Consider the following 24,369-nt stretch of genomic DNA (forward strand, 5'->3'; position numbering starts at 1 on the left):
CCGACCAGCGAGCACTGGTCAGCCGGTCGGTGTCAGCGCGTCGCGGCCCAGCGGAACTCGCGCTTCGCCGGGGGCGTCCTGGGGCCGTCGCCGACCGACACCGGCTCCTCGCCGACGAGCACGATGCGCGACTTGATCGCGATGAGCGCGAAGAGGATCCAGTTGCCCTGGTAGAGCAGCCTCGACTCGGCGAAGGACTGCACGAGCAGCGCGACGACGACCAGCAGGGGCAGCAGCGACACCGGGTCGAAGGGCCGCGGCCGGAGTCCGGCGTCGAACCCGACCCGGGTGGCGCATGCCCACGAGCGGTACAGCGTCGTCACGACGTAGATCGCGAAGAGGAGCAGCCCGATCAGCCCGGTCTGCATCCAGACGTCCAGGTAGGCGTCGTGCGCCTGCAGGTACGTCACGCCCTTCCGGTGCGCCAGGTCGGCGAGCGTCGAGACGTCCGGCCACCAGTAGCCGATCCACCCCCACCCGAGGACCGGGTGCACGTCGATCAGCCCGAGGACCTTCGTCCAGATCTCGCCGCGGCCGGTGAAGTCCGAGCTCTTGCCGAGGACACCGGCGATCGCACCGCGACCGAGCACGCCCGCGACGACGATCACCACGGCGACCCCGGTCAGCAGCAGGTACCGCGGGGTGCGCCGCTCGGTCGGGACCCGGCGGATCCACACCGCCAGTAGGAACACCACGGCGACGACGGCCGCGGCGACGATCACCGTCGACGAGCGCGTCAGGACGAACACCGCGGCGGCGACGACGAGCCACCCGATCGACTGGTTGCGGCGCATCCTGCCCTCGGCGAGCTGGATCGCGACCGCGATGGCGGCGAGGAGCGCGACCATCGCGAGCAGGTTCGCGTTGCCGGGCAGCCCCTGGATGCGGCCGCCCGTGAAGAGCTCGGCACGGGAGAAGTAGAACGCGTCCGGGATGTCCCGGTCGCCGTAGTGGGTCCAGATCGGCGCGATCGGGTGCCGGACGAACACCGCGACGGCGGCCTCGAACAGCAGCGAGAGCATCAGCACCCACCGCATCGCGAGGCTCACCGCGTCGAGGATCCGGCGCCACGTCAGCGTGGAGGCGATCACGAACGCGACGAGCGCGCAGAGCACCTGCGCGGCCATGCTGGCGAGCGTCGCGGCCCACCAGTGCGACCAGACGACCGAGACCAGACACCAGCCGAGGAAGATCCAGAGCGCCCGCGGCGTCCGGGCGATCGTCGGCTTCGCGCGGACGGTGATCGTGATGCCCCACACCGCCGCCAGGGCCCAGAGTGCGGCCGCGCCGAACCAGGTGAGCGTGTTCGGGACGGCGTCACCGGCGAACACGACGAAGAGGACGGTGGCGCCGAAGGCGAAGGCCTCCCGCTCGGGCACGGCTCCGCGGGCCAACGGCCAGGTGTTCGTCACGGGGTCCAGGCTAACGCGGTGCGCCCGGCCGATACGCTCTGCACATGTTCCTCGGCATCACCAACACCCCGCGTGACTACGCCTGGGGTTCCGTCACCGCGATCCCCGAGCTCCTCGGACGGACGGTCACGGGCGCCCCGCAGGCCGAACTCTGGCTCGGCGCCCACCCGGGCAGCCCGAGCGTCGTCGTCAACCCCGCGATGGTCGGCGGCGCCGACACGGTCCTCGACTGGATCGCCGCGGAGCCGCAGACCGCGCTCGGCTCGGACCGCACCGGGCTGCCGTTCCTGCTGAAGCTCCTCGCCGCGGCGGCACCGCTGTCGCTGCAGGCGCACCCCACGCCCGAGCAGGCCCGTGAGGGCTTCGACCGCGAAGAGGCGGCGGGCGTCCCGATCGACGACCCGGCGCGCAACTACAAGGACCCGTTCCCGAAGCCCGAGCTCGTCGTCGCGCTCAGCGAGCGGTTCGAGGCGCTGAGCGGCTTCCGCCCGGTCGAGGAGACCATGGCCGACGTCGCGGCGCTCGACGCCGGCAGCGGCCGCCTCGGCCCCCTCACCGCGCACCTGCAGCAGGGCCTCGAGGACACCGTCCGGTGGCTCGAGACCGCCGACCCCTCGGCGCTCGCGATCGTCGACGCGGTGAGCCACCTCGCGCAGGACGCCGCCGAGCACTCCCCGAACACCGCGACGGCCGCCGAGCTCGCCGAGTCGTACCCGGGTGACCCCGGCATCGTCGTGTCGCTCCTGATGCACCGCGTGACCCTCCGTCACGGCGAGGCGATGTACCTGCCGGCCGGGAACATCCACGCCTATCTCGACGGTCTCGGCATCGAGCTGATGGCGCCGTCGGACAACGTGCTCCGCGGAGGCCTCACGCCGAAGCACGTCGACGTGCCGGAACTCCTCCGCGTCCTGGACTTCACCGCGTACCCGGCACCCGTGCTCGAGCCGGAGCAGCTCGCCGTCGGCGTCGACCGCTTCGCCCCGCAGGGGGTGGGCTTCGCGCTCGTCCGCGTCACCGGCGACGGCCGCCCGGTCGGTCTGAGCACCGGCGGGGTCGCCCCACTGGCCGGACCCTCGATCGCGATCTGCACCGAGGGTGTTGTGACCCTCGTCGGCGCGCAGTCCGCGACGCTGCTGCGCCAGGGCGAGTCGTGCTTCATCACGCCGGACGAGGGCGACGTCACGGTGGAGGCGGACTCGACGAGCGGACTCACCTCGACCGTCTTCATCGCCACCGGCGTGTAGACCCCGTGCGGGATCGCGCACGGGTCGCGCGGCTGCCCGCGCCCGCCCGTCCGCTAGCGTGGCGGACATGAGTTGGCTGGTCACCGGCGGTGCCGGGTACATCGGATCCCACGTCGTCCGGGCGCTGCGCTCGGCCGGCATCGACACGGTCGCGTTCGACGACCTCTCCAGCGGGTTCCGGGCGTTCGTGCCCGACGACGTGCCCTTCGTCGAGGGCACGATCCTGGACGGCGACCTCCTCGCCCGCACCATCCGTGAGCACGGCGTCACCGGCGTGGTCCACGTCGCGGGCTACAAGTACGCAGGCGTCTCCGTCGAGCGCCCGCTGCACACCTACGAGCAGAACGTCACCGGCATGGCGACGCTCCTCCGCGCGATGGCGGACACCGGCGTCGACAAGGTCGTGTTCTCCTCGAGCGCCGCGGTCTACGGCACGCCGGACGTCGAGACCGTCGTCGAGTCCACGCCGAAGAACCCGGAGTCGCCCTACGGCGAGTCGAAGCTGATCGGCGAGTGGCTCCTCAGGGACATGGAGGTCGCACGCGGCTTCACCACGACGTCGCTCCGCTACTTCAACGTGGTCGGGTCGGGGGAGCCGGACCTCTACGACGCCAGCCCGCACAACCTCTTCCCGCTGGTCTTCGACGCACTGCTCGCCGGCCGCACCCCGCGGATCAACGGTGACGACTACCCGACGCCCGACGGCACCTGCGTGCGCGACTACGTGCACGTCGCCGACCTGGCGCACTCGCACGCGATCGCGGCGGCGAAGCTCGAGGCGGGGGAGACCCTCGACCGCGCCTACAACCTCGGCAGCGGCGACGGCGTGAGCGTCCGGCAGATCATGGACGCCATGGCCCGGGGCACCGGCATCGCGTTCGAGCCCGAGGTGGCCCCGCGTCGTCCGGGCGACCCGGCGCGCATCGTCGCCACCGGCGAGGCAGCGGCCCGCGACCTCGACTGGGCGATGCGCCACACGCTCGACGAGATGGTCACCAGCGCGTGGGAGGCCCGCCGCCGCGTCGGCTGAGCACGGGATCGCGCCCGCGGCGTCGCACTACCGGAAGCAGCCCGAACCACGGACGTTCGTGGTTCGGGCTGCTTCCGGTTGTGCGAAGCCAGTCCGCACCGCGGGCGCGGGCCCACCGCGGGCGCAGGCCCACCGCGGGCGCGGCCCGGCGCCACCGCCACCGCCCGCGCGGACTGTCCCCCGAGGTGCCGACAGAACCGGCGCGACACGCCCGAATGGGGGACATGACACGCCGGAACGGTCAGTGCCTTCTATGATCCGCGACTTGACTCCAGGGAATCACACCGCTGTAATTACAGGCAACGACATCACGGCAGGGTCCCGAGATGACGACCGAGCGAGATGAACCAAGGGGTGATCAGGGTGAGCGGTTCCGACTTCCACGCCGGAGTTCCGGAAGACTGGCACGTCGACCCCGTGGCGCTCGGCGTCCCCGGCGTCCGACGTCCGGAGACCGACGACGAGGAGAACCCGCTCGCCTGGCAGGCGGACTCCCTCTGCGCGCAGACCGACCCGGAGGCGTTCTTCCCCGAGAAGGGCGGCTCGACGCGCGAAGCGAAGAAGATCTGCACCTCGTGCGAGGTCCGGTCGCAGTGCCTGGAGTACGCACTCGAGAACGACGAGCGCTTCGGCATCTGGGGCGGCCTCTCCGAGCGTGAGCGCCGCAAGCTCCGCAAGCGCGCCTAGGCGTGCACCGGGCGTTGATCCCGGCCACAGGTTCACGGCACGCCGATCCGTCGGACTGCTGCCGGGCCTCCAGACCGTAGAGTGACGCCCGTCATGCAGCCCAGTTCCGCTCAGCCCCGTGTCACCGCGATCCTCGTCGTTGCGAACGGGGCGGACCACCTCGACCGGACGCTGGCCGCCCTCGCGAACCAGACCCGCCACCCCGAGAACCTGGTCGTCGTCGACGTCGGTTCCACCGACGGGTCGACCGCCCAGCTGGAGTTCGGGGGATCCGCCCAGCTGACCCGCATCCCGGCGGGCCGCTCGTTCGGCGACGCCGTCGCCGTCGGCGAGAAGGCCGCGCCGCACCCCGAGTCCGACGAGGCCGTGGACGAGTGGCTCTGGCTCGTCGGCCACGACAACGCCCCGGCCCCGACCGCGCTGGCCGAGATGCTCGCCGCCGTCGAGATCGCCCCGTCCGTCGCGGTTGCCGGCCCGAAGCTCGTGTCCGACACCGACCCGGCGCGCATCCGCGCGTTCGGCGAGAGCATGACCCGCTTCGGCCGCTCCCTGACCCTCGTGCAGGACGAGCTCGACCAGGGCCAGCACGACCGGCACACCGACGTCCTGGCGGTCGCCGCCGGTGGGATGCTCGTCCGTCGTTCGGTCTGGGTCGCCCTCGGCGGGTTCGACCAGGCCCTGCCGGACGTCGACGCCGCACTCGACTTCTGCGTGCGCGTCCGTCTCGCCGGCCACCGTGTCGCCGTCGTCCCGGACGCTCGCGCGACGAGCGCCGGCCCGATCGAGGAGTTCGGCCGCAAGCGCGTCTCCGAGGGTCGTCGTGTCCGCCTGCACCGCCAGGCCCAGCTGCACCGCCGGATGACGTACGCGCCGGCCGGGGTCCTCTGGATCCACTGGCTGACACTCGTGCCCTTCGCGATCGGCCGGGCCATCGGGCACCTCGTCGCGAAGCACCCCGCCGCCGTGTCCGGGGAGCTCGCCGCCGCGTTCGCCGTCGCCTTCGGCGGTGGAGCCGGACGCTCGCGGAAGTCCCTCGCCCGCACGAAGCAGCTCGGCTGGGCCGCCGTCGAACCCCTGCGCGTCAGCTGGCGGCGGGTCCACGAGCACCGGACCACCTCCCGCGACGTCGAGCTCGCCCGGGTCGAGGACGCCCCGGTCGCCCGCGCGTCCTTCCTCGGGGACGGCGGCATCTGGGTCGTGCTCGCGGCGGCGCTCCTCAGCGTCGTCACGCTCTTCCCGCTGCTCGGCTCGCCCGCGCTGACCGGCGGCGGGCTGCTGCCCCTGTCGACCACCGTGTCGCAGCTGTGGCAGAACGTCGGCTACGGCTGGCACACGCTCGGTACCGGCTTCACCGGCCCGAGCGACCCCTTCGCCGCGGTCCTCGCCGTCCTCGGGTCGATCACGTTCTGGTCCCCGTCGACCGCGGTGGTCATCGTGGTGCTCCTCTCGTTCCCGGTGTCGGCGCTCGGCGCCTGGTTCGTCGTCCGGAAGCTGACGACCCGCACCTGGGTGCCGGTGATCGGCGCGGCGCTCTACACGATCGCCCCGGCGCTCGTCGGCGGTGTCACGACCGGGCACCTCGGCGCGGTCATCGCGCACGTGCTCCTGCCCTGGTTGTTCCTCACGGTGCTCGAGGCGCACCGCTCGTGGGCCTCGGCCTCCGGTGCGTCGCTGCTCTTCGCCGGGGTCGCCGCGTCCGCGCCGTCGCTCCTGCCGGTCCTGCTCGTCGGGTGGCTCGTCGCGCTGGCCGTCGGCTGGCGGCACGCCCACCGCCGGGTGTTCATCCCGGTGCCCGCCGCGGTCCTCTTCGTGCCGCTCGTGCTCGCGCAGGTCGCCAGGGGCAACCCGCTCGCGGTCTTCGCCGACCCGGGCGTCCCCTCCGCCACCCGTGCACCCTCCGCGCTGCAGCTCGCCATCGGCCAGCCCCTGCCCGACTGGAACGGCTGGCTGCCGGTCAGCACGCCGCTCGACGTCGTCGTCGCCGCGCTGCCGATCGCCCTGGCGGTCCTGGCGCTCCCGATCGCCGCGACCGCCATCGGGTCGATGCTCGGACACCGCTGGTCGGTCGCCGGGTTCGCCCTGATCGCCGCGCTGCTCGGGTTCGCCACCGCGTTCGGTGCCACGCACCTCACCGTGACCGGTGTCGGCGCGACGACCACGATCGTCTGGCCGGGCAGCGGGCTGAGCGTGTACTGGTTCGCGATCGTCGTGGCCGCCTGCATCGGCATCGACACGGTGCCGCGCCAGGCGCCCGTCGTCGGTCTCGTCGCGACGGTGTTCGCCGGCGTCGCGGTCGCACCGGCCTTCGCCGCGTTCTACCTCGGCAACGCGGTCATCGAACCGACCACCGGACGGGTCCTCAGCGCGTACGTGAACGCCGAGGCGCAGGCGAACCCCGACGTCGGCACGCTCGTGGTCGACCCGCAGACCGACGGATCCCTCGCGGTGTCGCTCGAACGCGGGCAGGGCTCGACGCTCGACGACCAGTCGACGCTCGACGCCACCGCACTCTCCCTGAGCCCCGCCGGCTCCCGCCTGGCGACGCTCGCGGGCAACCTCGCGAGCCGCAGCGGCTACGACCCGAGGCCGGCGCTCAAGGAGCTCGGGATCAGCTTCGTGCTGCTCGACGACGCCCCGGAGGACGACCTCGCCCAGCAGGTCCACGACCGTGCAGCAGGGGCCATCGGCCAGAACGCGCTGTTCACGAGCATCGGCGAGACCACCACCGGGTCGCTGTTCCACTACGAGGGCGACGTCGACCGCACCGGGACCGGCTCGGCTGCCGCGAAGGCGACCCACGCGCTCTACCTCGTGGTCCTCGGCGTGGTGTTCGGCGCAGCTGCGCTCCTCGCCGTCCCCACCGCACCGCGCCGCCGTCGGGCGACCTCGAACGTGCTCGAGGCCGACGAACCGGCGACCACCTTCGACGAGGAGCGCGACGAATGACCACCCCCGCTCGCCGCTGGATCCTGCGCGGCACCGCGACCGCGATCGCCGTGGTCGTCGCGGCCGGCACCATCGCCGCCGCGAACGCCATCGGCACGACGGAGGCCCCCGGGCAGCCGGCCGGCCGCACCGTCACCCCGGTCGCCGCCGACGCCGAGCGCGTCTGCGCCGGCAGTGCGCTGCGGCTCTCCGACGACGCCGGCAACGACGCGACGACCGCGAGCACCGTCGGCACCGCCACGGTCGCCACCGCGACGACCGGCCGGACCGTCGAGCGGTCCGACCTCGCCGCATCGTCGACCGGCAGCAGCGACCCGACCCTCCTCACGGCCCCGGCGGGGAAGACCACGCCGCAGGTCGCGGGGTCGAGCTACCAGAGCGTGTCGAGCGGGGACCTCGTCGGCGTCGCGGCCGCGTCCTGCGACGACCCGACCCAGTCGACCTGGCTCGTCGGCGGCTCGACCGAGACCGGGCGGACGAGCCTCATCACCCTCGCGAACCCGACCGACGTCAACGCGACCGTCGACCTGACGATCTACGACGCCACCGGCACGGTCAGCGCGCCCGGCACCACCGGCATCGTCGTCGCGCCGAACTCGCAGAAGGTCGTGCCGCTCTCCGGCTTCGTCTCCGACCAGGGCTCGACCGTCGTGCACGTGGCGTCCTCCGGCGGGCAGATCGTCGCCCACATGCAGGAGACCGTCGTCCGGACGCTGACCCCCGGCGGGTTCGACATCGTCTCCGGCGGCGCTGCTCCCGCGCGGAGCCAGGTCATCCCCGGTGTCGTCCTCCGCGGCGCCGAGGACGCGCAGCGCGGCGACGACACCGCCGACGCCGCCCCGATCGTGCGGCTCTTCGTCCCCGGCACGACGGCCGCCAGGGTCACGCTCGGCATCACCACCGCGGACGGGGGCGGCACCACGGTGAACACCACCGCCGAACCCGGCGTGGTCACCGACGTGGCGCTCGACGACTTCCCGGACGGGCGCTACTCGTTCACGGTCAGCTCGACCGTCCCGGTCGTCGCCGGCGCCCGCACCACGACGACCACCGACGGTGAGCAGACCGACCTCGGCTGGTTCGCGTCCGCAGAGCCGCTCGGCGCGACCACCACGACGGCGGTCGCCCCCGGCGACGGCGGGTTGCTCAACATCGTCAACCCGACGACCGAGGACGCCTCCGTGGTGATCCGCTCCGGCGACGACCGGTCCACGGTGCAGGTCCCGAGCGGATCGACCGAGACGGTGGGCGTGGCCTACAGCCGACAGCTCACGATCACCGGTGCGAAGGGACTCGTCGCCGGGGTCACGTACGCGGGACAGGACGGCGTCGCCGGGTTCCCGATCCGCGCGTCGACCGAGGTCTCCACCCCGGTGCGCGTCTACCCCTGACGCGGCGGTGCGCGTCTACCCCTGACGCGCCGGTGCGCGTCCACCCCGGACGCGGCCTCCGGCACTCACCAGTGCCGGTAGCGGTCGGGCGCCAGGTCCCACGGGTCCTTGTCGATGAGCTCGGCCACCGCGCGGAACACGGCGGTCTCGACGATCACCCGCCGGTCGGTGTCGTCCTTCTCCGGGGAGCGTGTGACGCGCTCGACCGGGATCCGGAAGACGGTCACCCGGCGGGCGTCGTGCTCGACGCGCCAGCGCGGCATCCGGTCCGGCAGCGTCGGGTCGGTCGGCATGTCCGCGACCTGGAACACGACGCCGTGCAGTTCGTCCGGCCAGAGGCCGAGCAGGTAGTGCGCGGTGTCGCCGACGATGCGGTCGAACGCTTCTGCCCGGGTGATGATCGGGGCGAGGTCGGGTCCGGTGATGCTCGAGCGGTACCCGCGGCCGTGCCGGGAGCGCCCCCGGGCGCGGTCGACCGGGGTGACGAGTCGGGGCTTTCGGCGCATCCCCACATCGTACGCGGCGGCACGGACACGGACGGGTTCGGTAGGGTCGACATCGGTATGGACGTGCGGATCTGCAGCAAGGTCGCCTGCGGGGCGAGCGCCTCGGCGACGCTGACGTACGACTACGGGGACTCGATGGTGGTCGTCGGACCGCTCTCCACCCGGGTCGAACCGCACGGGTACGACCTCTGCGCCCGGCACGCCGCCCGCCTGCGGGTCCCGCAGGGCTGGCAGGTCATCCGCCGTGAGCCGCTCCGCGAGGAGCGCGCGGTCGACTGAGTCGACCACCCGCCCGCGCAGGCCGGCCCACCCGGGTGGTCCGAGCCTCCCGGCCGGTCTGGAGGCGCGACCCGCGTCCGTGACGTCCCTCACGGTCACCGTGGGAGACTTGACCCATGCCCACCGAAACCCAGGCCGCAGCAGAATTCCGCGTGGCCGACCTCGGCCTCGCCGAGGCCGGTCGTCACCAGATCCGCCTCGCCGAGAACGAGATGCCGGGCCTCATGGCCCTGCGTGAGGAGTTCGGTGCGTCGCAGCCCCTCGCCGGTGCGCGCATCGCCGGGTCGCTGCACATGACGGTGCAGACGGCCGTCCTCATCGAGACGCTGACGGCGCTCGGCGCGCAGGTCCGCTGGGCCAGCTGCAACATCTTCTCCACGCAGGACGAAGCCGCCGCGGCGATCGCGGTCGGCCCGACCGGCACCCCGGACGCCCCCGCCGGCGTCCCGGTGTTCGCGTGGAAGGGCGAGACGCTCGAGGACTACTGGTGGTGCACCAACCGGATCTTCGACTGGAGCGCCGAAGCAGCCGAAGCCGGGGCTGACTGGGCCGGCCCGAACCTGATCCTCGACGACGGCGGCGACGCCACCATGCTCGTGCACACCGGCGCGGACGCCGAAGCGGCCGGCCGGGTGCCGGACGCCGGCCCGGACGCCAGCGCCGAGTACCGGATCGTGCTCGACACGATCGCGGCCTCGCTGACGGAGTCCTCGGACCGCTGGACCCGCATCGCAGCGGACATCCAGGGCGTGACCGAGGAGACCACCACTGGCGTCCACCGCCTGTACGAACTCGCTCGCACCGGTGAACTGAAGTTCCCCGCGATCAACGTCAACGACTCCGTCACGAAGTCGAAGTTCGACAACAAGTACGGCATCCGGCACTCGCTGCCCGACGGCCTCAACCGCGCCACCGACGTCCTGATCGGCGGCAAGGTCGTGTTCGTCGTCGGCTACGGCGACGTCGGCAAGGGCGCGGCAGAGGCGCTGCGTGGCCAGGGCGCCCGTGTCATCGTCAGCGAGGTGGACCCGATCTGCGCGCTGCAGGCGTCGATGGACGGCTACCAGGTCGCACGGCTCTCGGACGTCATCGGCGAGGTCGACATCGTCGTGACCTGCACGGGCAACCTCGGCGTCGTCGGCGTCGACGACATGCTCGGCCTCAAGCACCTGGCGATCGTCGCGAACGTCGGGCACTTCGACAACGAGATCGACATGGCCGGGCTCGAGTCCCTGCCGGGCGCGGAGAAGATCGAGATCAAGCCGCAGGTGCACGAGTGGCGCCTGCCCACCGGCCGGTCGATCCTGGTGCTCAGCGAGGGGCGCCTGATGAACCTCGGCAACGCGACCGGGCACCCGTCCTTCGTGATGAGCAACTCGTTCACGAACCAGGTCCTGGCGCAGATCGAGCTCTGGACCCGGCACGACGCGTACCCGACCGGGGTGTACGTCCTGCCGAAGCACCTCGACGAGAAGGTGGCGCGCCTGCACCTCGACGCGCTCGGGGTGCGGCTGACCACGCTCCGCCCGGAGCAGGCCGCGTACATCGGCGTGCCGGTCGAGGGGCCGTTCAAGCCGGACCACTACCGGTACTGACCCCGGCCGCGCTGCGCGCTCGCGCGCGTTGTGCGCTGCCCGCGCCGCGCGCTCGCGAGTGCGCGCTGCGCGCGGTGTTCGGGCAGGCCCTCGGCTACTGTGAACGAGAGGTGCCTGCCCGGCACCACCGCACGCCACCCGGAGTCCACATCACATGACACCGCGCATCCTCGTCGTCGACGACGACCAGGCCCTCGCCGAGATGATCGGCATCGTCCTCCGCGCCGAGGGCTACGAGCCGGAGTTCAGCGGCGACGGCAACGACGCCGTCGACGCCTTCCACGCGACGAAGCCCGACCTGGTGCTCCTCGACGTGATGCTCCCCGGCATCGACGGCATCGAGGTCTGCCGGCGCATCCGCGCGGAGAGCGGCACGCCGATCATCATGCTCACCGCGAAGGGCGACACCTCGGACGTCGTCGCGGGCCTGGAGAACGGCGCCGACGACTACGTCGTGAAGCCGTTCAACCCGAAGGAGCTCGTCGCACGCATCCGCACCCGGCTGCGCCCGACCGCCTCCGACGCGGCCGTCCTGCACGTCGGTGACCTCACGGTCGACGTGCCCGGGCACGAGGTCCGCCGCGACGAGGCCGTCATCGCGCTGACGCCGCTCGAGTTCGACCTGCTCCGCGCCCTCGCCGAGAAGCCGAACCAGGTGTTCACGCGCGAGATGCTCCTCGAGCAGGTCTGGGGCTACCACTACAAGGCGGACACCCGCCTGGTGAACGTGCACGTCCAGCGGCTCCGCGCGAAGATCGAGCACGACCCGGACAACCCGCGGATCGTGACCACCGTCCGCGGCGTCGGCTACCGCGCCGGGGGAGCCTGAGCACCGTGCCCGCATCGTCCGGCCTGACGTCCTTCGGTCGGGCGCGCCGCCGCCTGCGCACCTGGGCACGGCGGGGCTGGCGGGGCATCGCGTACCTGTGGCGCCGGTCGCTGATGTTCCGGTCGGTGGCGATCACCGTCACCACCACCGGACTCGCGGTCGCCATCATCGGCACCGCGGTGATGCTGAGCATCTCGAGCAACGTGTACGCGCAGCGCCGCGACCAGATCGAGGCGGAGTCGGCGCGTGCGACGAACGTCGCGCAGGGGATCTTCGACGCGGCCACCGCCGCGGAGGACAACAACCAGTCCGAGCTGGAGACCCTGCAGAACGAGGCGCAGCGGGCGATCCTGTCGAACACGACGAGCCCGGGTGGCACGAGCATCGCGATCGAGCGGTCCCCGAACCAGTCGACGGCGCAGACGCTGCAGAACATCGCGAGCCAGGACTTCCCGGACGCGGTGATCACCGACTCACTGCGGAAGGCCGTCGGGAAGAACTCCGGGAACCTCAGCCTGCAGGCGGTCCGGCTCGAGGACGAGGGCCGGAGCGAACCGGGCCTCGCAGTCGGGTCGACGCTGCAGATCCCGAGCGCCGGCCAGTACGAGCTCTACCTGGTCTACGACCTCGCCGACGCGCAGCAGACCCTCGACTTCGTGTCGCAGACGCTCTCCATCGGCGGTGTCGCACTCATCGTGCTCATCGCCCTCGTCACCTCGCTCGTGGTCCGGCTCGTCGTGGTGCCGATCCGCGGTGCTGCCGAGACCAGCCGGAAGATCGCGGCCGGACGCCTCGACGAACGCATCCCCGTCAAGGGACAGGACGACGTCGCCACCCTCGCGCGGAGCTTCAACGGCATGGCGGACGCGGTCAGCCGGCAGATCACCCAGCTCGCCGAGCTCTCCCGAGTGCAGCAGCGCTTCGTGTCCGACGTCTCGCACGAGCTCCGGACCCCGCTCACCACGATCCGCCTCGCCGGCGACGTCCTCTACGACGCCCGCCACGCCTTCGAGCCCGCCGTCGGTCGCTCCGCTGAGCTCCTGCACGACCAGATCGACCGGTTCGAGCTGCTCCTCGCCGACCTGCTGGAGATCTCCCGGTACGACGCCCAGGCCGTCGAGCTCGAGACCGAGCCGGTGCAGCCCGCGTCACTGACCGCCGACATCGTCGACGAGTTCCGGCCGCTCGCCGACCGCCTCGGCGTCGACCTGCGGCTCGCGACCCCCGGCGGCCACACCACCATGCAGCTCGACGCCCGACGGATCCGGCGCATCCTCCGGAACCTCGTCGGCAACGCGATCGAGCACGGGGACGCCAAGCCCGTGCACGTCGTCGTGGACAGCGACGCCCGGACCGTTGCGATCGCCGTCCGTGACCACGGGGTCGGGATGCCGCCGGAGGACGCCGCCAGGGTGTTCGACCGGTTCTGGCGCGCGGACCCGAGCCGCAAGCGGACCATCGGCGGGACCGGGCTCGGACTCGCGATCAGCCTCGGCGACGCGAACCTGCACGGCGGCCGCATCGACGTGTGGTCCCGGCCGGGGGAGGGCTCGGCCTTCGTGCTCACCGTGCCGCGGCAGGGCCAGGAGCCCACGGCGACGTCGGCGATCCCGCTGCCGGAGCTCGACGAACCGTACGACGGACCCCGGGAAGGCGGCCCCCGATGACCAGCACACGTCCTCGTCGCGCGCTCGCCGCCGTCCTCGCCGCCGTGGCGGTCGTGGTGCTCGCCGGGTGCGCCGCCATCCCGACCGGAGGCCCCGTCCGTGACGGCCAGAGCCTCAAGGACGAATCGGTCTCCGGCGTCGACTTCCGCCCGAACAGCCCGACGCCCGGCGCCGACCAGGACACGATCCTCCGGCAGTTCATCGACGCCGCGACCGGTGCGCAGGACAACTACGCGATCGCCCGGGAGTTCCTCAGCGACTCCTTCGCCCAGAAGTGGAACCCCCGTCAGAGCGTCACGATCCGGCAGGGCAGCGGCGCGGTCGACCGCACCGGCACCCGGGAGCTCACGTACACGCTCACCGCGAGTGCCACGGTGGACGCCGACGGCGAGTACACCCAGGCCGTCCGCCCGACCTCCTCGACGCTGACCTTCCAGTTCGTGAAGGAAGACGGCGAGTGGCGGATCGCCTACGCGCCCGACGGCGTCATCCTCACGCCGGTGAGCTTCGAGCAGGTGTTCCAGGCGCACGCGCTGTACTTCTACGACCCGACGTACCGCTACCTGGTGCCCGACGAGCGCTGGTTCCTGGCTCGCTCCTCGACGAGCACCCGCATCGCCAGCGCGCTGCTCTCCGGACCGGCCGACTGGTTGAAGGGCGCCGTGGTGTCCTCGTTCCCCGAGGGAACGCAGCTCTCGCTGAACGCCGTCACCGTGGACAACGGCAGCGCGCAGGTCGACCTGTCGAGCGACGCGCTCCGGGCGACCACGGTGGACAAGGTGCGGATGCGGGAGCAGCTCGCCCGGTCGCTGTCGTCCGTCGCGACGATCTCCTCGGTCGAGCTCACCATCGAGGGCGCCAGCTTCTCGGTGCCCGACTCCAGCGGCACCAGCGCCGTCGTCAACCCTGACGTCGACCCGCGTCCCCTCGTCGAGGACGGCGGCGCCGTCGGCTTCGCCGCACCGGGCACGGGCGACGTCGCGAAGCTCGGCAGCGGCCTCGGTGACGCGATCGCGAAGCTCGACCCGACGTCGATCGCGCTGAGCGCGTCCGGTGCCGACGCTGCGGTCGGGGACGCGGACGGCGTCTTCGTGGTCCGCAGCGGCAAGAAGCCGCTCCGCATCGACGCGCGGGACCACCTCATCGCACCCTCCATCGACGACCAGGGCTTCGTGTGGACGGCGCAGTCGACGAACACGCGCGCGATCACCGCGTACGGCCTCGGCGGCGACCCGCACCAGGTGTCCTCGACGCTGCCGGACGGCGACCTCGTGTCGTTCCAGGTGTCCCGCGACTCCACCCGGGCGCTCGCGCTCATCGACACAGACGACGGCCCCGCCCTGTACGTGATGGCGATCACCCGCGACTCCGACCGCACACCGACGGCGCTCGGGTCCCCGGTGCGGCTGCAGGCGGCGTCCGGCACCGCGGTCGGGGCGACGTGGGTGAGCGACCTCGACGTCGCGTCCCTCGGGCAGACCTCGAGCGGTCCGAGCATCGTCCGCTCCACCATCGGCGGGCAGTCGACGGTGCTGCAGCGGCCGGACGGCCGGGCCACGCAGATCGCCGGCGGCAGCGGGGGCACGCTGCTCCTGCGGACCGCCGACGGGCAGGTCCTGCAGTCCACCGGGGGCGGATGGGACCGCACCGGCGTCACGGCGTCGGTGCTCGGCACGCAGCGCTGACGGTCGGTGCTCGGCACCGGGTGCTGACGGTCGGTGCTCGGCGCTGACCGTCCGCTCCTCCACAGGAGCACCGGCCGGGAGGCCCGTCCACCGTTCCGCACGATCCGCCCGGCCGGGTGCCTCCCGCGGCGAGGATCGCCCCATGACCACCGCTCCACACCCCTGGCGCGACGCGTTCCTCGCCGTCGTCGCCCTGTTCCTGCCCGTCTCGTGCCTCGGCTGCGGTGCGCGCGACCGGCCCCTGTGCGACTCCTGCCGCGCCGACCTCGCCGGGCGTCCGGGTCGGGTCCGGCTCGTCGGGGGTGTCCGCCTCGACGCGGCCTTCGAGTACGAGGGGCTGGTCCGTACCCTGGTGCTCGAACTGAAGCTCCGCGGGCGGGTGGACGTCGCGGCACCGCTCGGGCGGCCGACCGGGGCGCTGGTGCGCCAGGCGCTGGCGGACGCCCCGCCGGGCACGCTCGTGCTCCGGGTGCCGCCGTCACCGCGTGGGCGGCGGCGGCGCGGGTTCGACACCGTGGTGCTGCTCCTCGCTCGCGGGGGCGTCCGCCGGACCGGGCGGCTGCGGCGGCAGCGTGCTGCCGGGCCGCCCGGCGTCGGACTCCGCGGTGCCCGGCCGCGTGGCGCGGGGCAGAAGGAGCGGACGGCGCTCGAGCCGGTGGACGCCACGGTCGGCACGCTCCGGGCGGTCGGGGTCGCCGGGCGTGACGTGGTGCTCGTCGACGACGTCGTCACCACCGGGGTGACCATGGCGGAGGCGGTCCGTGCCGTCCGTGCCGCCGGTGGCCGGGTCGTGCGCTGCGTCGCGACGGCGAGCGTCGAGTCGTGACGGTGCGCGGGTGCGCGGGTGTCGGCACGCGCGTGCGCGGGTGTGGCGTACGCGCGTACGCGGGCCTGCGACTTACCAGTGCGCGGCGCGACCCGCCCGGGTTACCTCGTGCGTGAACACCCGGTGTCCTCTGTGCATCCGGTGGGTGTCCGGCACGACTCACGGCGAACCGGTGACGCGAGTGCTCCGGCGGGTCTAGCGTCGCTGGGACAAGGCGTTGACGATCGCCGGATGGAGGCGACGCGCCGAGTCTGGATGGGAGCCGCCATGGACGTGACGATCACGGGCCGGAACGTCGGGATCACCGACCGATTCCGCACCTACGTCGAACAGAAGTCCGACAAGATCGACGTGCTCGCCGACCGCGCCCTCGCGTTCGAGGTGCGCATCAGCCGCCACAACGAGAAGAGCGGCAGCAACCAGGGCGAGGACCGGGTCGAACTGACGCTGATCGGTCCCGGGCCGCTCGTCCGAGCGGAGTCCGCGGCGTCGGACAAGTACGCCGCGTTCGACCTGGCGTTCGCTCGGATCATGGAGCGGCTGCGCCGAGCGCGCGACCGCAGGAAGGTGCACCGTGGGCGTCACCGCCCGACCTCGGTGGCCGAAGCCGCGGGGACGGCCTTCGACGGCATGGACGTCACCCCGGCCGACGGCAAGCTCATCGACGACGTCGCCACCGGTGCCGTCACGGTCGTCGACGAGGAACCGCACGAGGAAGAGGACGAGGTCTACTCGCCCGTCGTGATCCGGGAGAAGGTGTTCGAGGCAGCGCCGATGACCGTCGACGATGCGCTCTACTTCATGGAGCTCGTCGGACACGACTTCTACCTCTTCGTCGACGCCGAGACCCACCGACCGAGCGTGGTCTACCGCCGGAAGGGCTGGGACTACGGGGTCATCGGGCTCGACGGCACCGCTGCCGCCGACTCCGACGCCGCTCAGGAACCGGCCGCGGCGCTCGCCTGAGCGTCCGGGACCACCCGAACCGGGGGTGCGCGGTCCGTTCGCGGGCCGCGCACACCCGCGTTCGGGGCCGGTGTTCACAGCCCAAGGTTCGACCGGGTTGCTAGCATGACTGGCTGATCGGACGCGCCGACCGCGCGCGACGACCTGTAAGGAGTTCACGTGGCAAACGTGCTGGAGAAGGTCCTCCGCATCGGCGAAGGACGCACCCTGCGTCGGCTGAAGGCGTACGCCTCGGCGATCAACGACCTCGAGGACGACTTCTCGACCCTCACCGACGAGGAACTCCAGGACGAGACCAAGGAGCTCCGCGAGCGGTACGCCAACGGCGAGACCCTCGACGACCTCCTGCCCGAGGCGTTCGCCGCCGTTCGCGAAGCCGCGAAGCGCACCCTCGGCATGCGGCACTTCGACGTGCAGCTCATGGGTGGCGCCGCGCTCCACCTCGGCAACATCGCCGAGATGAAGACCGGTGAAGGCAAGACCCTCGTCGCGACGACGGCCGCGTACCTCAACGCCATCCCGTCCCGCGGCGTCCACGTCATCACCGTCAACGACTTCCTCGCGTCGTACCAGTCCGAGCTCATGGGCCGCGTCTTCCGCGCGCTCGGCATGACCACGGGCTGCATCGTCGCGAACCAGTCCCCGGCGGAGCGTCGCGAGCAGTACGCCGCCGACATCACCTACGGCACGAACAACGAGTTCGGGTTCGACTACCTGCGCGACAACATGGCGTGGCAGGCCGCCGACATGGTGCAGCGCGGACACTTCTTCGCGATCGTGGACGAGGTCGACTCGATCCTCATCGACGAAGCCCGCACGCCGCTGATCATCTCCGGCCCCTCCTCCGGCGAAGCGAACCGCTGGTTCACCGAGTTCGCCTCGATCGCCAAGCGCCTCACCGCGGGCGAGGACTTCGAGGTCGACGAGAAGAAGCGCACCGTCGGTGTCCTCGAGCCCGGCATCGAGAAGGTCGAGGACTACCTCGGCATCGACAACCTCTACGAGTCCGCGAACACCCCGCTGATCTCCTTCCTGAACAACGCGATCAAGGCCGACTCGCTGTTCAAGCGCGACAAGGACTACGTCGTGATGAACGGCGAGGTGCTCATCGTCGACGAGCACACCGGCCGCATCCTGATGGGCCGCCGCTACAACGAGGGCATCCACCAGGCGATCGAGGCGAAGGAAGGCGTCGAGGTCAAGGCCGAGAACCAGACCCTCGCGACCGTCACGCTGCAGAACTACTTCCGCCTGTACCAGAAGCTCTCCGGCATGACCGGTACCGCGGAGACCGAAGCGGCCGAGTTCATGTCGACGTACAAGCTCGGCGTGGTCCCGATCCCGACGAACCGCCCGATGCAGCGCCTCGACCAGACCGACCTCGTCTACAAGAACGAGAAGGCGAAGTTCGAGCAGGTCGCCAACGACATCGAAGAGCGCCACGAGAAGGGCCAGCCCGTCCTCGTCGGCACCACGAGCGTCGAGAAGTCGGAGTACCTCTCGAAGCTCCTCGCGAAGAAGGGCGTCAAGCACGAGGTCCTCAACGCGAAGAACCACGCACGTGAAGCTGCGATCGTCGCCCAGGCCGGTCGCCTCGGCGCCGTGACCGTCGCGACGAACATGGCCGGTCGCGGGACCGACATCATGCTCGGCGGCAACGCGGAGTTCCTCGCCGTGCAGGAGATGCACGCCAAGGGCCTCTCGCCGACCGAGACCCCGGACGAGTACGAAGCCGCCTGGGACGAGGTCTTCGCCAGCCAGAAGGCCGTCGTCGAGGAAGAGGGCGACAAGGTCCGCGACGCCGGCGGTCTCTACGTGCTCGGCACCGAGCGCCACGAGTCGCGCCGCATCGACAACCAGCTGCGCGGTCGTTCCGGCCGTCAGGGCGACCCGGGCGAGAGCCGGTTCTACCTCTCGCTCACCGACGACCTGATGCGCCTGTTCAACTCCGGTGCCGCCGAGAGCCTGATGGGCCGCTCGAACGTCCCGGACGACCTCGCCATCGAGAACAAGCTCGTCGGCCGTGCGATCCGTTCGGCACAGTCGCAGGTCGAAGGCCGCAACGCCGAGATCCGCAAGAACGTCCTCAAGTACGACGACGTCCTGAACCGCCAGCGCGAAGCGATCTACAGCGACCGCCGGCACATCCTCGAAGGCGACGACCTCCATGAGCGCACGCAGTCGTTCCTGAAGAGCGTCATCGACGACGTGATCGACACGCACACCGGCGAAGGCTCCCCGGACGACTGGGACCTCGACGCGATGTGGACCGAGCTCGGCACGCTCTACCCGATCTCGATCACCATCGACGAGGTCATCACCGAAGCCGGCTCGAAGGGCAAGGCGACGCGGGAGTTCCTCGGCCGCGAGATCCTCTCCGACGCCAAGCTGGCCTACCAGCAGCGCGAGGAGACCCTCGGCGACGAAGCGATGCGCGAGCTCGAGCGTCGCGTGGTCCTCTCCGTGGTGGACCGCCGCTGGCGTGACCACCTCTACGAGATGGACTACCTCAAGGACGGCATCGGCCTCCGTGCGATGGCCCAGCGCGACCCGCTCGTCGAGTACCAGCGCGAGGGCTACGCCCTGTTCCAGAACATGATGGGGCAGATCCGCGAAGAGTCGGTCGGATTCCTGTTCAACCTCGAGGTGCAGGTCCAGTCCGACGGCGAGAACGCCGTGATCGAGGCGAAGGGCCTCGCCGAGGAAGAAGTCGCCGGTCTCGAGTTCTCGGCACCGTCGATCGACGGTGAGGTCGAGGTCCGCGACGAACGCGGTCGCCTCGAGCAGGCAGCGACGGCGCTCGCGCAGCGTGCGCAGGCCGAGGAAGAGGCGGCAGCGGTTGCCGAGAAGGGGTCCGCGTTCGGTTCGGCCGCCACGGCGACCGGCCAGGCCGCCGCGACCAACCGCGCCGACCGTCGTCAGGCCGCCAAGAAGGGCTGACGCGACAACGCTCCTGACGGGAGGCCCGGTGCCGGCTGGCACCGGGCCTCCCGTCCGTGCACCCCGCGCCCCACGCCCCGACCGGAACGACCTGACACGAGCCGATCCGTCAGAGCATGCCGATGGCCGTCGCGCGCCACCGGCCGGCTCGCTCCTCGAGCCGGATGGCGACGGCGCGCGCATGCGAGCGGGTGTGCACGACGACGCTCACCTCGGCGACACCGTCCGCCGGGCGGCAGACCAGCACGCTCCCGACGCGGATCGACGGCCGTCGGTTGCGACGTCGGGCGACCGAGCGGGCCCGCGCGGCGAACGCTGCCCGTTGCTGCAGGTGGCGCTGCACGTCCTCGGTGATCCACCGGGCGATGCTGTCGACCTCCCGCGCTCCGGAGAGGATCTCCGCGACGCACAGGGCGAGCGCTCGCGCGGTCTCCGCGGGATCGGGGAGGACGTCCTCGGCCGTGGAGGACCCGTCGGCGCCCGGTGGGTCCTGCGCGCTCGACAGCCGTTCCGTGGCGGCGACCACCGCCGACCCGACGGCCACCTGCTCCGGCTGCGTGGACCCGCCCGCATCGTCCTCGATCCGCTGTGCTTCCCGCGCCACCCCGGCCCCTTTCGTTGGTGGGCTGAGCGTAGGACGTATGCAACATGAGAAATTCCGAAGCTCGATGCCTGTGGACGGAGCAGATCTGTCCACAGCCCGTCGCACCTAGACTGGGCCGGTGTCGACCCTCAGTGATCTCGTCCTCGCACAAGGCCGATCCTCCGAAGCAGACGTGGAGTGGCTCCACCTGCTCGTGGGGGACTGGCAGCTCCTCTCGGACCTGTCCTTCGCGGACATGGTCCTGTGGGTGCCGACCGCCGAGGACGGCTCGTTCGTGGCCGTCGCGCACGCCCGACCGTCGTCCGCGGCGACGCTGTTCTACCGCGACATCGTCGGCCAGGAGATCCGCGAGGAATGGCGCGAGCAGGTCACCGAGAGCTTCGCCGGCGCGAAGGTCGTCGACTCCGCCGAGCCGGACTGGTACGAGGACACCCCGACCCGCGTCCGCGCGATCCCGGTGCTGCGCCGCCTGAGCCCGAAGAGCAAGCAGACGACCGACCGTCCCATCGCGGTCGTCACGCGGCACTCCAACCAGGACGAGATGCGCACGCCGAGCCGCCAGGAGCTCAACTTCACCGCGAGTGCGAACGACCTGTTCGGCATGATCGCGACCGGCGACTTCCCGGACCTCGGTGCGCCGGCCGGACCCCGTCGTGGCGCGCCGCGTGCCAGCGACGGTCTGCTCCGCCTCGACACGAACGGCATCGTCACGTTCGCGAGCCCGAACGGCCTCAGCGCCTTCAACCGGATGGGCTTCGAGGGCGAACTCGAGCGGAAGTCCCTCGCCGAGGTGACGACCGAGCTCCTCGGGCAGCAGCTCGACGTGGACGAGTCCCTGCCCCTCGTGGTCACCGGCCGTGCCCCGTGGCGAGCCGACATCGAGTCGAAGGGCGTCACCGTGACGCTCCGCTCGATCCCGCTGCGCGACCACGGTGAGCGCATCGGTGCCGTCGTGCTCTGCCGCGACGTCACCGAGATGCGGCACCAGGAGCGCGAGCTCATCACCAAGGACGCCACCATCCGGGAGATCCACCACCGGGTGAAGAACAACCTGCAGACCGTCGCGTCCCTGCTCCGCATCCAGGCGCGCCGGACCCACTCGGACGAAGCACGGACGTCACTGCAGAACGCGATGCGCCGCGTCGCCGCCATCGCCGTCGTGCACGACACCCTGTCGACGGGCCTCAGCCAGAACGTCGACTTCGACGAGGTCTTCGACTCCGTCCTGAAGCTCGTCACCGAGGTCGCCGCCTCCCACAACACCACGGTCCACCCGAAGAAGACGGGGGAGTTCGGGGTGCTCCCGTCGGAGGCTGCGACCCCGCTCGCGCTCGGGCTCACCGAACTCGTCACGAACGCGGTGGAGCACGGACTCGACGGCCGCGACGGCGAGGTCGAGATCGTCGCCCGCCGCTCCGACGACCACCTGTCGATCCAGGTGCGGGACAACGGCGTCGGGCTGCCGGAGGGCAAGGTCGGCTCGGGCCTCGGCACGCAGATCGTCCGCACGCTCATCCAGGGCGAGCTCGGCGGCACGATCGACTGGCACACGCTGACCGGCAGCGGCACCGAGGTCACCATCTCGATCCCGTTCCGCTGGGAGACCGCGGCCGCGTAGCGGCGCCGCGGGGCGCGCGGCGGGCGCGCGGCGGGCGCGCGGCGGGCGCGCGGCGCTGGCGCCGGGCGGCGGCGCTGGCGCGGGGCGGCGGCGCACAACCGAAAGCAGCCCGAACCGGGGAATTCCGTGGTTCGGGCTGCTTTCAGTTGCGCGGAGGCACCGCACCGCCGGCGGCGCACCGCGCGGTGCGCTGTCGCATCGCGCGTCGGCGCGAGTGATGTCCGTCGCGCAGCGCGGCGCGGGGTCGCGCCCGCGCGTGGACGTCGCGCCCCGGTGCGTGGGGGCGCGGCGTTCGTAGTGGGTGCAACCCGACCGCCTGGAGGCTCGGCGCGCGCCCGGCGGGCTGGCACCGGTCCTCCAGGCGGTCGCGGTGACCCCGCACAACCGAACGCAGCCCGAACCACGGGATCGAGTGGTGCGGGCTGGTTTTGGTTGTGCGAAGCGCCGCACCGCCCGGCGGCGAGGCCGCCCACCGCGGCGCGGGACGCCGCGCCCGCCGCGCGGCGCGGCGCGCCGCGCACGACGACGCCCGCCGCGCCCCGAAGGGCCCGGCGGGCGTCGTCGTCAGTACTGCTGCTGCGTCAGGAGGCGCGGCGAGCCCGAGCGGCGCGGCGCTTGAGCGCGCGACGCTCGTCCTCGCTGAGACCGCCCCAGACGCCCGAGTCCTGGTTGTTCTCGAGGGCGTACTGCAGGCACATCTCGGTCACGGTGCACCGTGCGCACACCGACTTCGCCTTCTCGATCTGGTCCACGGCCGGCCCGGTGTTCCCAACGGGGAAGAAGAGCTCGGGGTCCGCGGTGAGGCAGGCAGCCTTGTCACGCCAATCCATGTGGTGGTGCTCCTTGATGTCGATGCTCGAACGGCAGGCCGGGGCCGTGGTTCGGGGCTCGAGGACTCTGCACATGATCATGTGACGTACGGGGGGATCCTGTGGGGAGGAGAAACCGTGCGGGGAGAGTCCGACGCCCGCGAACGCTCGGGAGAAGAGCGTCGAACCACGGGAGACGCACACCACATCGTGCCGTCCAAACGACCTCGAACATCGTTCCATACTGGTATGGCCAAATCAAGGGTTGCAATCCTGGAGGATCACTGTGTCTGAGCCCACCTCGAACTCACCCGAGGCCCCCGAACCGAGGTCTCGGGCCATGCTCGGGCTGCTCGTGGTCCTCGCGCTGGAGTTCCTCGCGCTCGTGGTCACGACCGTCGCACTCATCGTGGAGCTGCTCGTGTCGCCGGCGTCGAGCGTCGCGTCCGGCATCGCCCTCGTGATCCTGACCGCCATCGCGGCGCTGTGGCTCGGGTCGATGCTCGTCGGCCTCTGGCGTGGCCGCTCCTGGGTGCGCAGCGGGATCATCGTCTGGCAGGTACTGCAGGGAGCCCTGGCGATCGGTGCGTTCCAGGGGGTCTTCCGCGTCCCGGCCGTCGGGTGGGCGCTGCTCCTGCCGGCGCTCGTCGCCATCACGCTCGTGCTCTCGAAGTCGGTGACGACCGCCCTGGCACGTCGCGTCGAGTAGGTCGTCACCACAGACGGACGGGAGGCCCGGTGCCAGCTGGCACCGGGCCTCCCGTCCGTCTGTGGGCCGGGTTCAGACCAGGCCGAGCTTCTTCCGCAGGCTCGCCACGTGCCCGGTGGCCTTGACGTTGTAGAGCGGCAGCTGCACGGAGCCGTCCTCGGCGACGACGATCGTCGACCGGATCGTGCCGGTGACGATCTTGCCGTAGTTGTTCTTCTCACCCCAGGCGCCGTAGGCCTTGTGCACTGCCAGGTCCGGGTCGCTCAGCAGCGGGAAGGTCAGGGCCTGCTCGTGCTGGAACTCCTTGAGCGCCGGCAGCTCGTCCTTCGACACGCCGAGGACCTCGTACCCGGCGGCCTGGAGCGAGGACATGTTGTCGCGGAAGTCGCACGCCTCGGTGGTGCAGCCCGGGGTCGACGCGGCGGGGTAGAAGTACACGATGACCTTGCGTCCCCGCAGGGATCCGAGGGTGTGCTCCACCCCGTCCTGGTCCTGCAGGGTGAAGTCTGGGGCGGTGTCGCCGGCGGCGAGACGGTCGGTCATGGGGCTCCTGTTCGGTCGGTGCCCGGCGGTGGTCACGGGCACGCGGATCCCATGCTATTGTTGATTCCCGTTGCGGCACA

At 71.7% G+C, this 24,369-nt stretch carries 20 protein-coding genes; 15 read left to right on the forward strand and 5 right to left on the reverse strand.

Annotation, left to right across the window (positions count from 1 at the left end):
- Nucleotides 1-32: 32 nt before the first annotated feature.
- Nucleotides 33-1,412 (reverse strand): O-antigen ligase family protein, encoded by a 1,380-nt coding sequence (locus EDF27_RS17740; protein ID WP_132050280.1) that lies wholly within the window; start codon nucleotides 1,410-1,412, stop codon nucleotides 33-35.
- A 44-nt stretch (nucleotides 1,413-1,456) separates the two neighbouring features.
- On the opposite strand from EDF27_RS17740, the gene manA reads away from it, so the two are divergent.
- From manA to EDF27_RS17765, 5 genes are all read left to right on the forward strand, one after another.
- The gene (gene manA / locus EDF27_RS17745; protein ID WP_123702487.1) at nucleotides 1,457-2,659 is read left to right on the forward strand and encodes a mannose-6-phosphate isomerase, class I; all 1,203 of its coding nucleotides are present in this window, start codon (nucleotides 1,457-1,459) and stop codon (nucleotides 2,657-2,659) included.
- 67 nt (nucleotides 2,660-2,726) lie between these two features.
- Complete coding sequence (gene galE, locus EDF27_RS17750; RefSeq protein ID WP_123702489.1) at nucleotides 2,727-3,689, forward strand: UDP-glucose 4-epimerase GalE; 963 nt, start codon at nucleotides 2,727-2,729, stop codon at nucleotides 3,687-3,689.
- 363 nt (nucleotides 3,690-4,052) lie between these two features.
- Nucleotides 4,053-4,376 carry a WhiB family transcriptional regulator gene (locus tag EDF27_RS17755; protein ID WP_123656158.1) on the forward strand — a complete coding sequence of 108 codons (324 nt, stop codon included), beginning with the start codon at nucleotides 4,053-4,055 and terminating at the stop codon, nucleotides 4,374-4,376.
- 93 nt (nucleotides 4,377-4,469) lie between these two features.
- The gene (locus EDF27_RS17760; RefSeq protein ID WP_123656159.1) at nucleotides 4,470-7,322 is read left to right on the forward strand and encodes a glycosyltransferase family 2 protein; all 2,853 of its coding nucleotides are present in this window, start codon (nucleotides 4,470-4,472) and stop codon (nucleotides 7,320-7,322) included.
- On the forward strand, nucleotides 7,319-8,713 hold the full coding sequence (locus tag EDF27_RS17765; RefSeq protein ID WP_132050282.1) for a DUF5719 family protein: 1,395 nt from the start codon (nucleotides 7,319-7,321) through the stop codon (nucleotides 8,711-8,713). Before EDF27_RS17760 ends, EDF27_RS17765 begins: the two co-directional genes overlap by 4 nt.
- 65 nt (nucleotides 8,714-8,778) lie before the next feature.
- Here EDF27_RS17765 and EDF27_RS17770 read toward each other — a convergent pair whose 3' ends face one another.
- A complete protein-coding gene (locus tag EDF27_RS17770) occupies nucleotides 8,779-9,219 on the reverse strand; it encodes a metallopeptidase family protein (protein ID WP_123656161.1) in 441 nt (146 codons plus the stop codon).
- 57 nt (nucleotides 9,220-9,276) lie between these two features.
- Between EDF27_RS17770 and EDF27_RS17775 the strand changes: the two genes are divergently transcribed.
- From EDF27_RS17775 to secA, 8 genes are all read left to right on the forward strand, one after another.
- Nucleotides 9,277-9,498 (forward strand): DUF3499 family protein, encoded by a 222-nt coding sequence (locus tag EDF27_RS17775; protein WP_123702496.1) that lies wholly within the window; start codon nucleotides 9,277-9,279, stop codon nucleotides 9,496-9,498.
- 116 nt (nucleotides 9,499-9,614) lie between these two features.
- Nucleotides 9,615-11,093, forward strand: a complete 1,479-nt coding sequence (ahcY, locus tag EDF27_RS17780) for an adenosylhomocysteinase (protein ID WP_132050284.1) — start codon at nucleotides 9,615-9,617, stop codon at nucleotides 11,091-11,093.
- 154 nt (nucleotides 11,094-11,247) lie between these two features.
- Nucleotides 11,248-11,922 (forward strand): MtrAB system response regulator MtrA, encoded by a 675-nt coding sequence (gene mtrA, locus EDF27_RS17785; protein WP_123656163.1) that lies wholly within the window; start codon nucleotides 11,248-11,250, stop codon nucleotides 11,920-11,922.
- Nucleotides 11,923-11,927: 5 nt separating this feature from the next.
- Nucleotides 11,928-13,589 (forward strand): MtrAB system histidine kinase MtrB, encoded by a 1,662-nt coding sequence (gene mtrB, locus EDF27_RS17790; RefSeq protein ID WP_243698416.1) that lies wholly within the window; start codon nucleotides 11,928-11,930, stop codon nucleotides 13,587-13,589.
- Nucleotides 13,586-15,274 carry an LpqB family beta-propeller domain-containing protein gene (locus tag EDF27_RS17795; protein ID WP_123702501.1) on the forward strand — a complete coding sequence of 563 codons (1,689 nt, stop codon included), beginning with the start codon at nucleotides 13,586-13,588 and terminating at the stop codon, nucleotides 15,272-15,274. The genes mtrB and EDF27_RS17795 overlap by 4 nt, the downstream gene beginning before the upstream one ends.
- Nucleotides 15,275-15,416: 142 nt before the next feature.
- Nucleotides 15,417-16,100: a phosphoribosyltransferase family protein gene (locus tag EDF27_RS17800; protein ID WP_132050286.1), complete on the forward strand. Its 684-nt coding sequence runs from the start codon at nucleotides 15,417-15,419 to the stop codon at nucleotides 16,098-16,100.
- Between the two features lie 267 nt (nucleotides 16,101-16,367).
- Nucleotides 16,368-17,066, forward strand: coding sequence for a ribosome-associated translation inhibitor RaiA (gene raiA, locus EDF27_RS17805; RefSeq protein ID WP_123702665.1), 699 nt, complete (start codon nucleotides 16,368-16,370; stop codon nucleotides 17,064-17,066).
- Between the two features lie 159 nt (nucleotides 17,067-17,225).
- The gene (secA, locus tag EDF27_RS17810) at nucleotides 17,226-20,006 is read left to right on the forward strand and encodes a preprotein translocase subunit SecA (protein WP_123702505.1); all 2,781 of its coding nucleotides are present in this window, start codon (nucleotides 17,226-17,228) and stop codon (nucleotides 20,004-20,006) included.
- A 109-nt stretch (nucleotides 20,007-20,115) separates the two neighbouring features.
- On the opposite strand, the gene EDF27_RS17815 is transcribed toward secA, so the two are convergent.
- Nucleotides 20,116-20,610: an Rv3235 family protein gene (locus EDF27_RS17815; RefSeq protein ID WP_132050288.1), complete on the reverse strand. Its 495-nt coding sequence runs from the start codon at nucleotides 20,608-20,610 to the stop codon at nucleotides 20,116-20,118.
- 118 nt (nucleotides 20,611-20,728) lie between these two features.
- Between EDF27_RS17815 and EDF27_RS17820 the strand changes: the two genes are divergently transcribed.
- Nucleotides 20,729-22,228, forward strand: coding sequence for a PAS domain-containing sensor histidine kinase (locus EDF27_RS17820; protein WP_132050290.1), 1,500 nt, complete (start codon nucleotides 20,729-20,731; stop codon nucleotides 22,226-22,228).
- Between the two features lie 581 nt (nucleotides 22,229-22,809).
- Here the strand turns inward: EDF27_RS17820 and EDF27_RS17825 are convergent.
- Entirely contained in the window at nucleotides 22,810-23,058 is a 249-nt protein-coding gene (locus EDF27_RS17825; protein WP_017888820.1) for a WhiB family transcriptional regulator, read from the reverse strand.
- Nucleotides 23,059-23,323: 265 nt separating this feature from the next.
- On the opposite strand from EDF27_RS17825, the gene EDF27_RS17830 reads away from it, so the two are divergent.
- Complete coding sequence (locus tag EDF27_RS17830; protein ID WP_132050292.1) at nucleotides 23,324-23,746, forward strand: hypothetical protein; 423 nt, start codon at nucleotides 23,324-23,326, stop codon at nucleotides 23,744-23,746.
- 72 nt (nucleotides 23,747-23,818) lie between these two features.
- Here EDF27_RS17830 and bcp read toward each other — a convergent pair whose 3' ends face one another.
- A complete protein-coding gene (gene bcp, locus EDF27_RS17835) occupies nucleotides 23,819-24,289 on the reverse strand; it encodes a thioredoxin-dependent thiol peroxidase (protein ID WP_123656170.1) in 471 nt (156 codons plus the stop codon).
- Between the last annotated feature and the right edge of the window lie 80 nt (nucleotides 24,290-24,369).

The sequence above is a fragment of the Curtobacterium sp. PhB136 genome (assembly GCF_004346855.1).
Taxonomy (GTDB): domain Bacteria; phylum Actinomycetota; class Actinomycetes; order Actinomycetales; family Microbacteriaceae; genus Curtobacterium.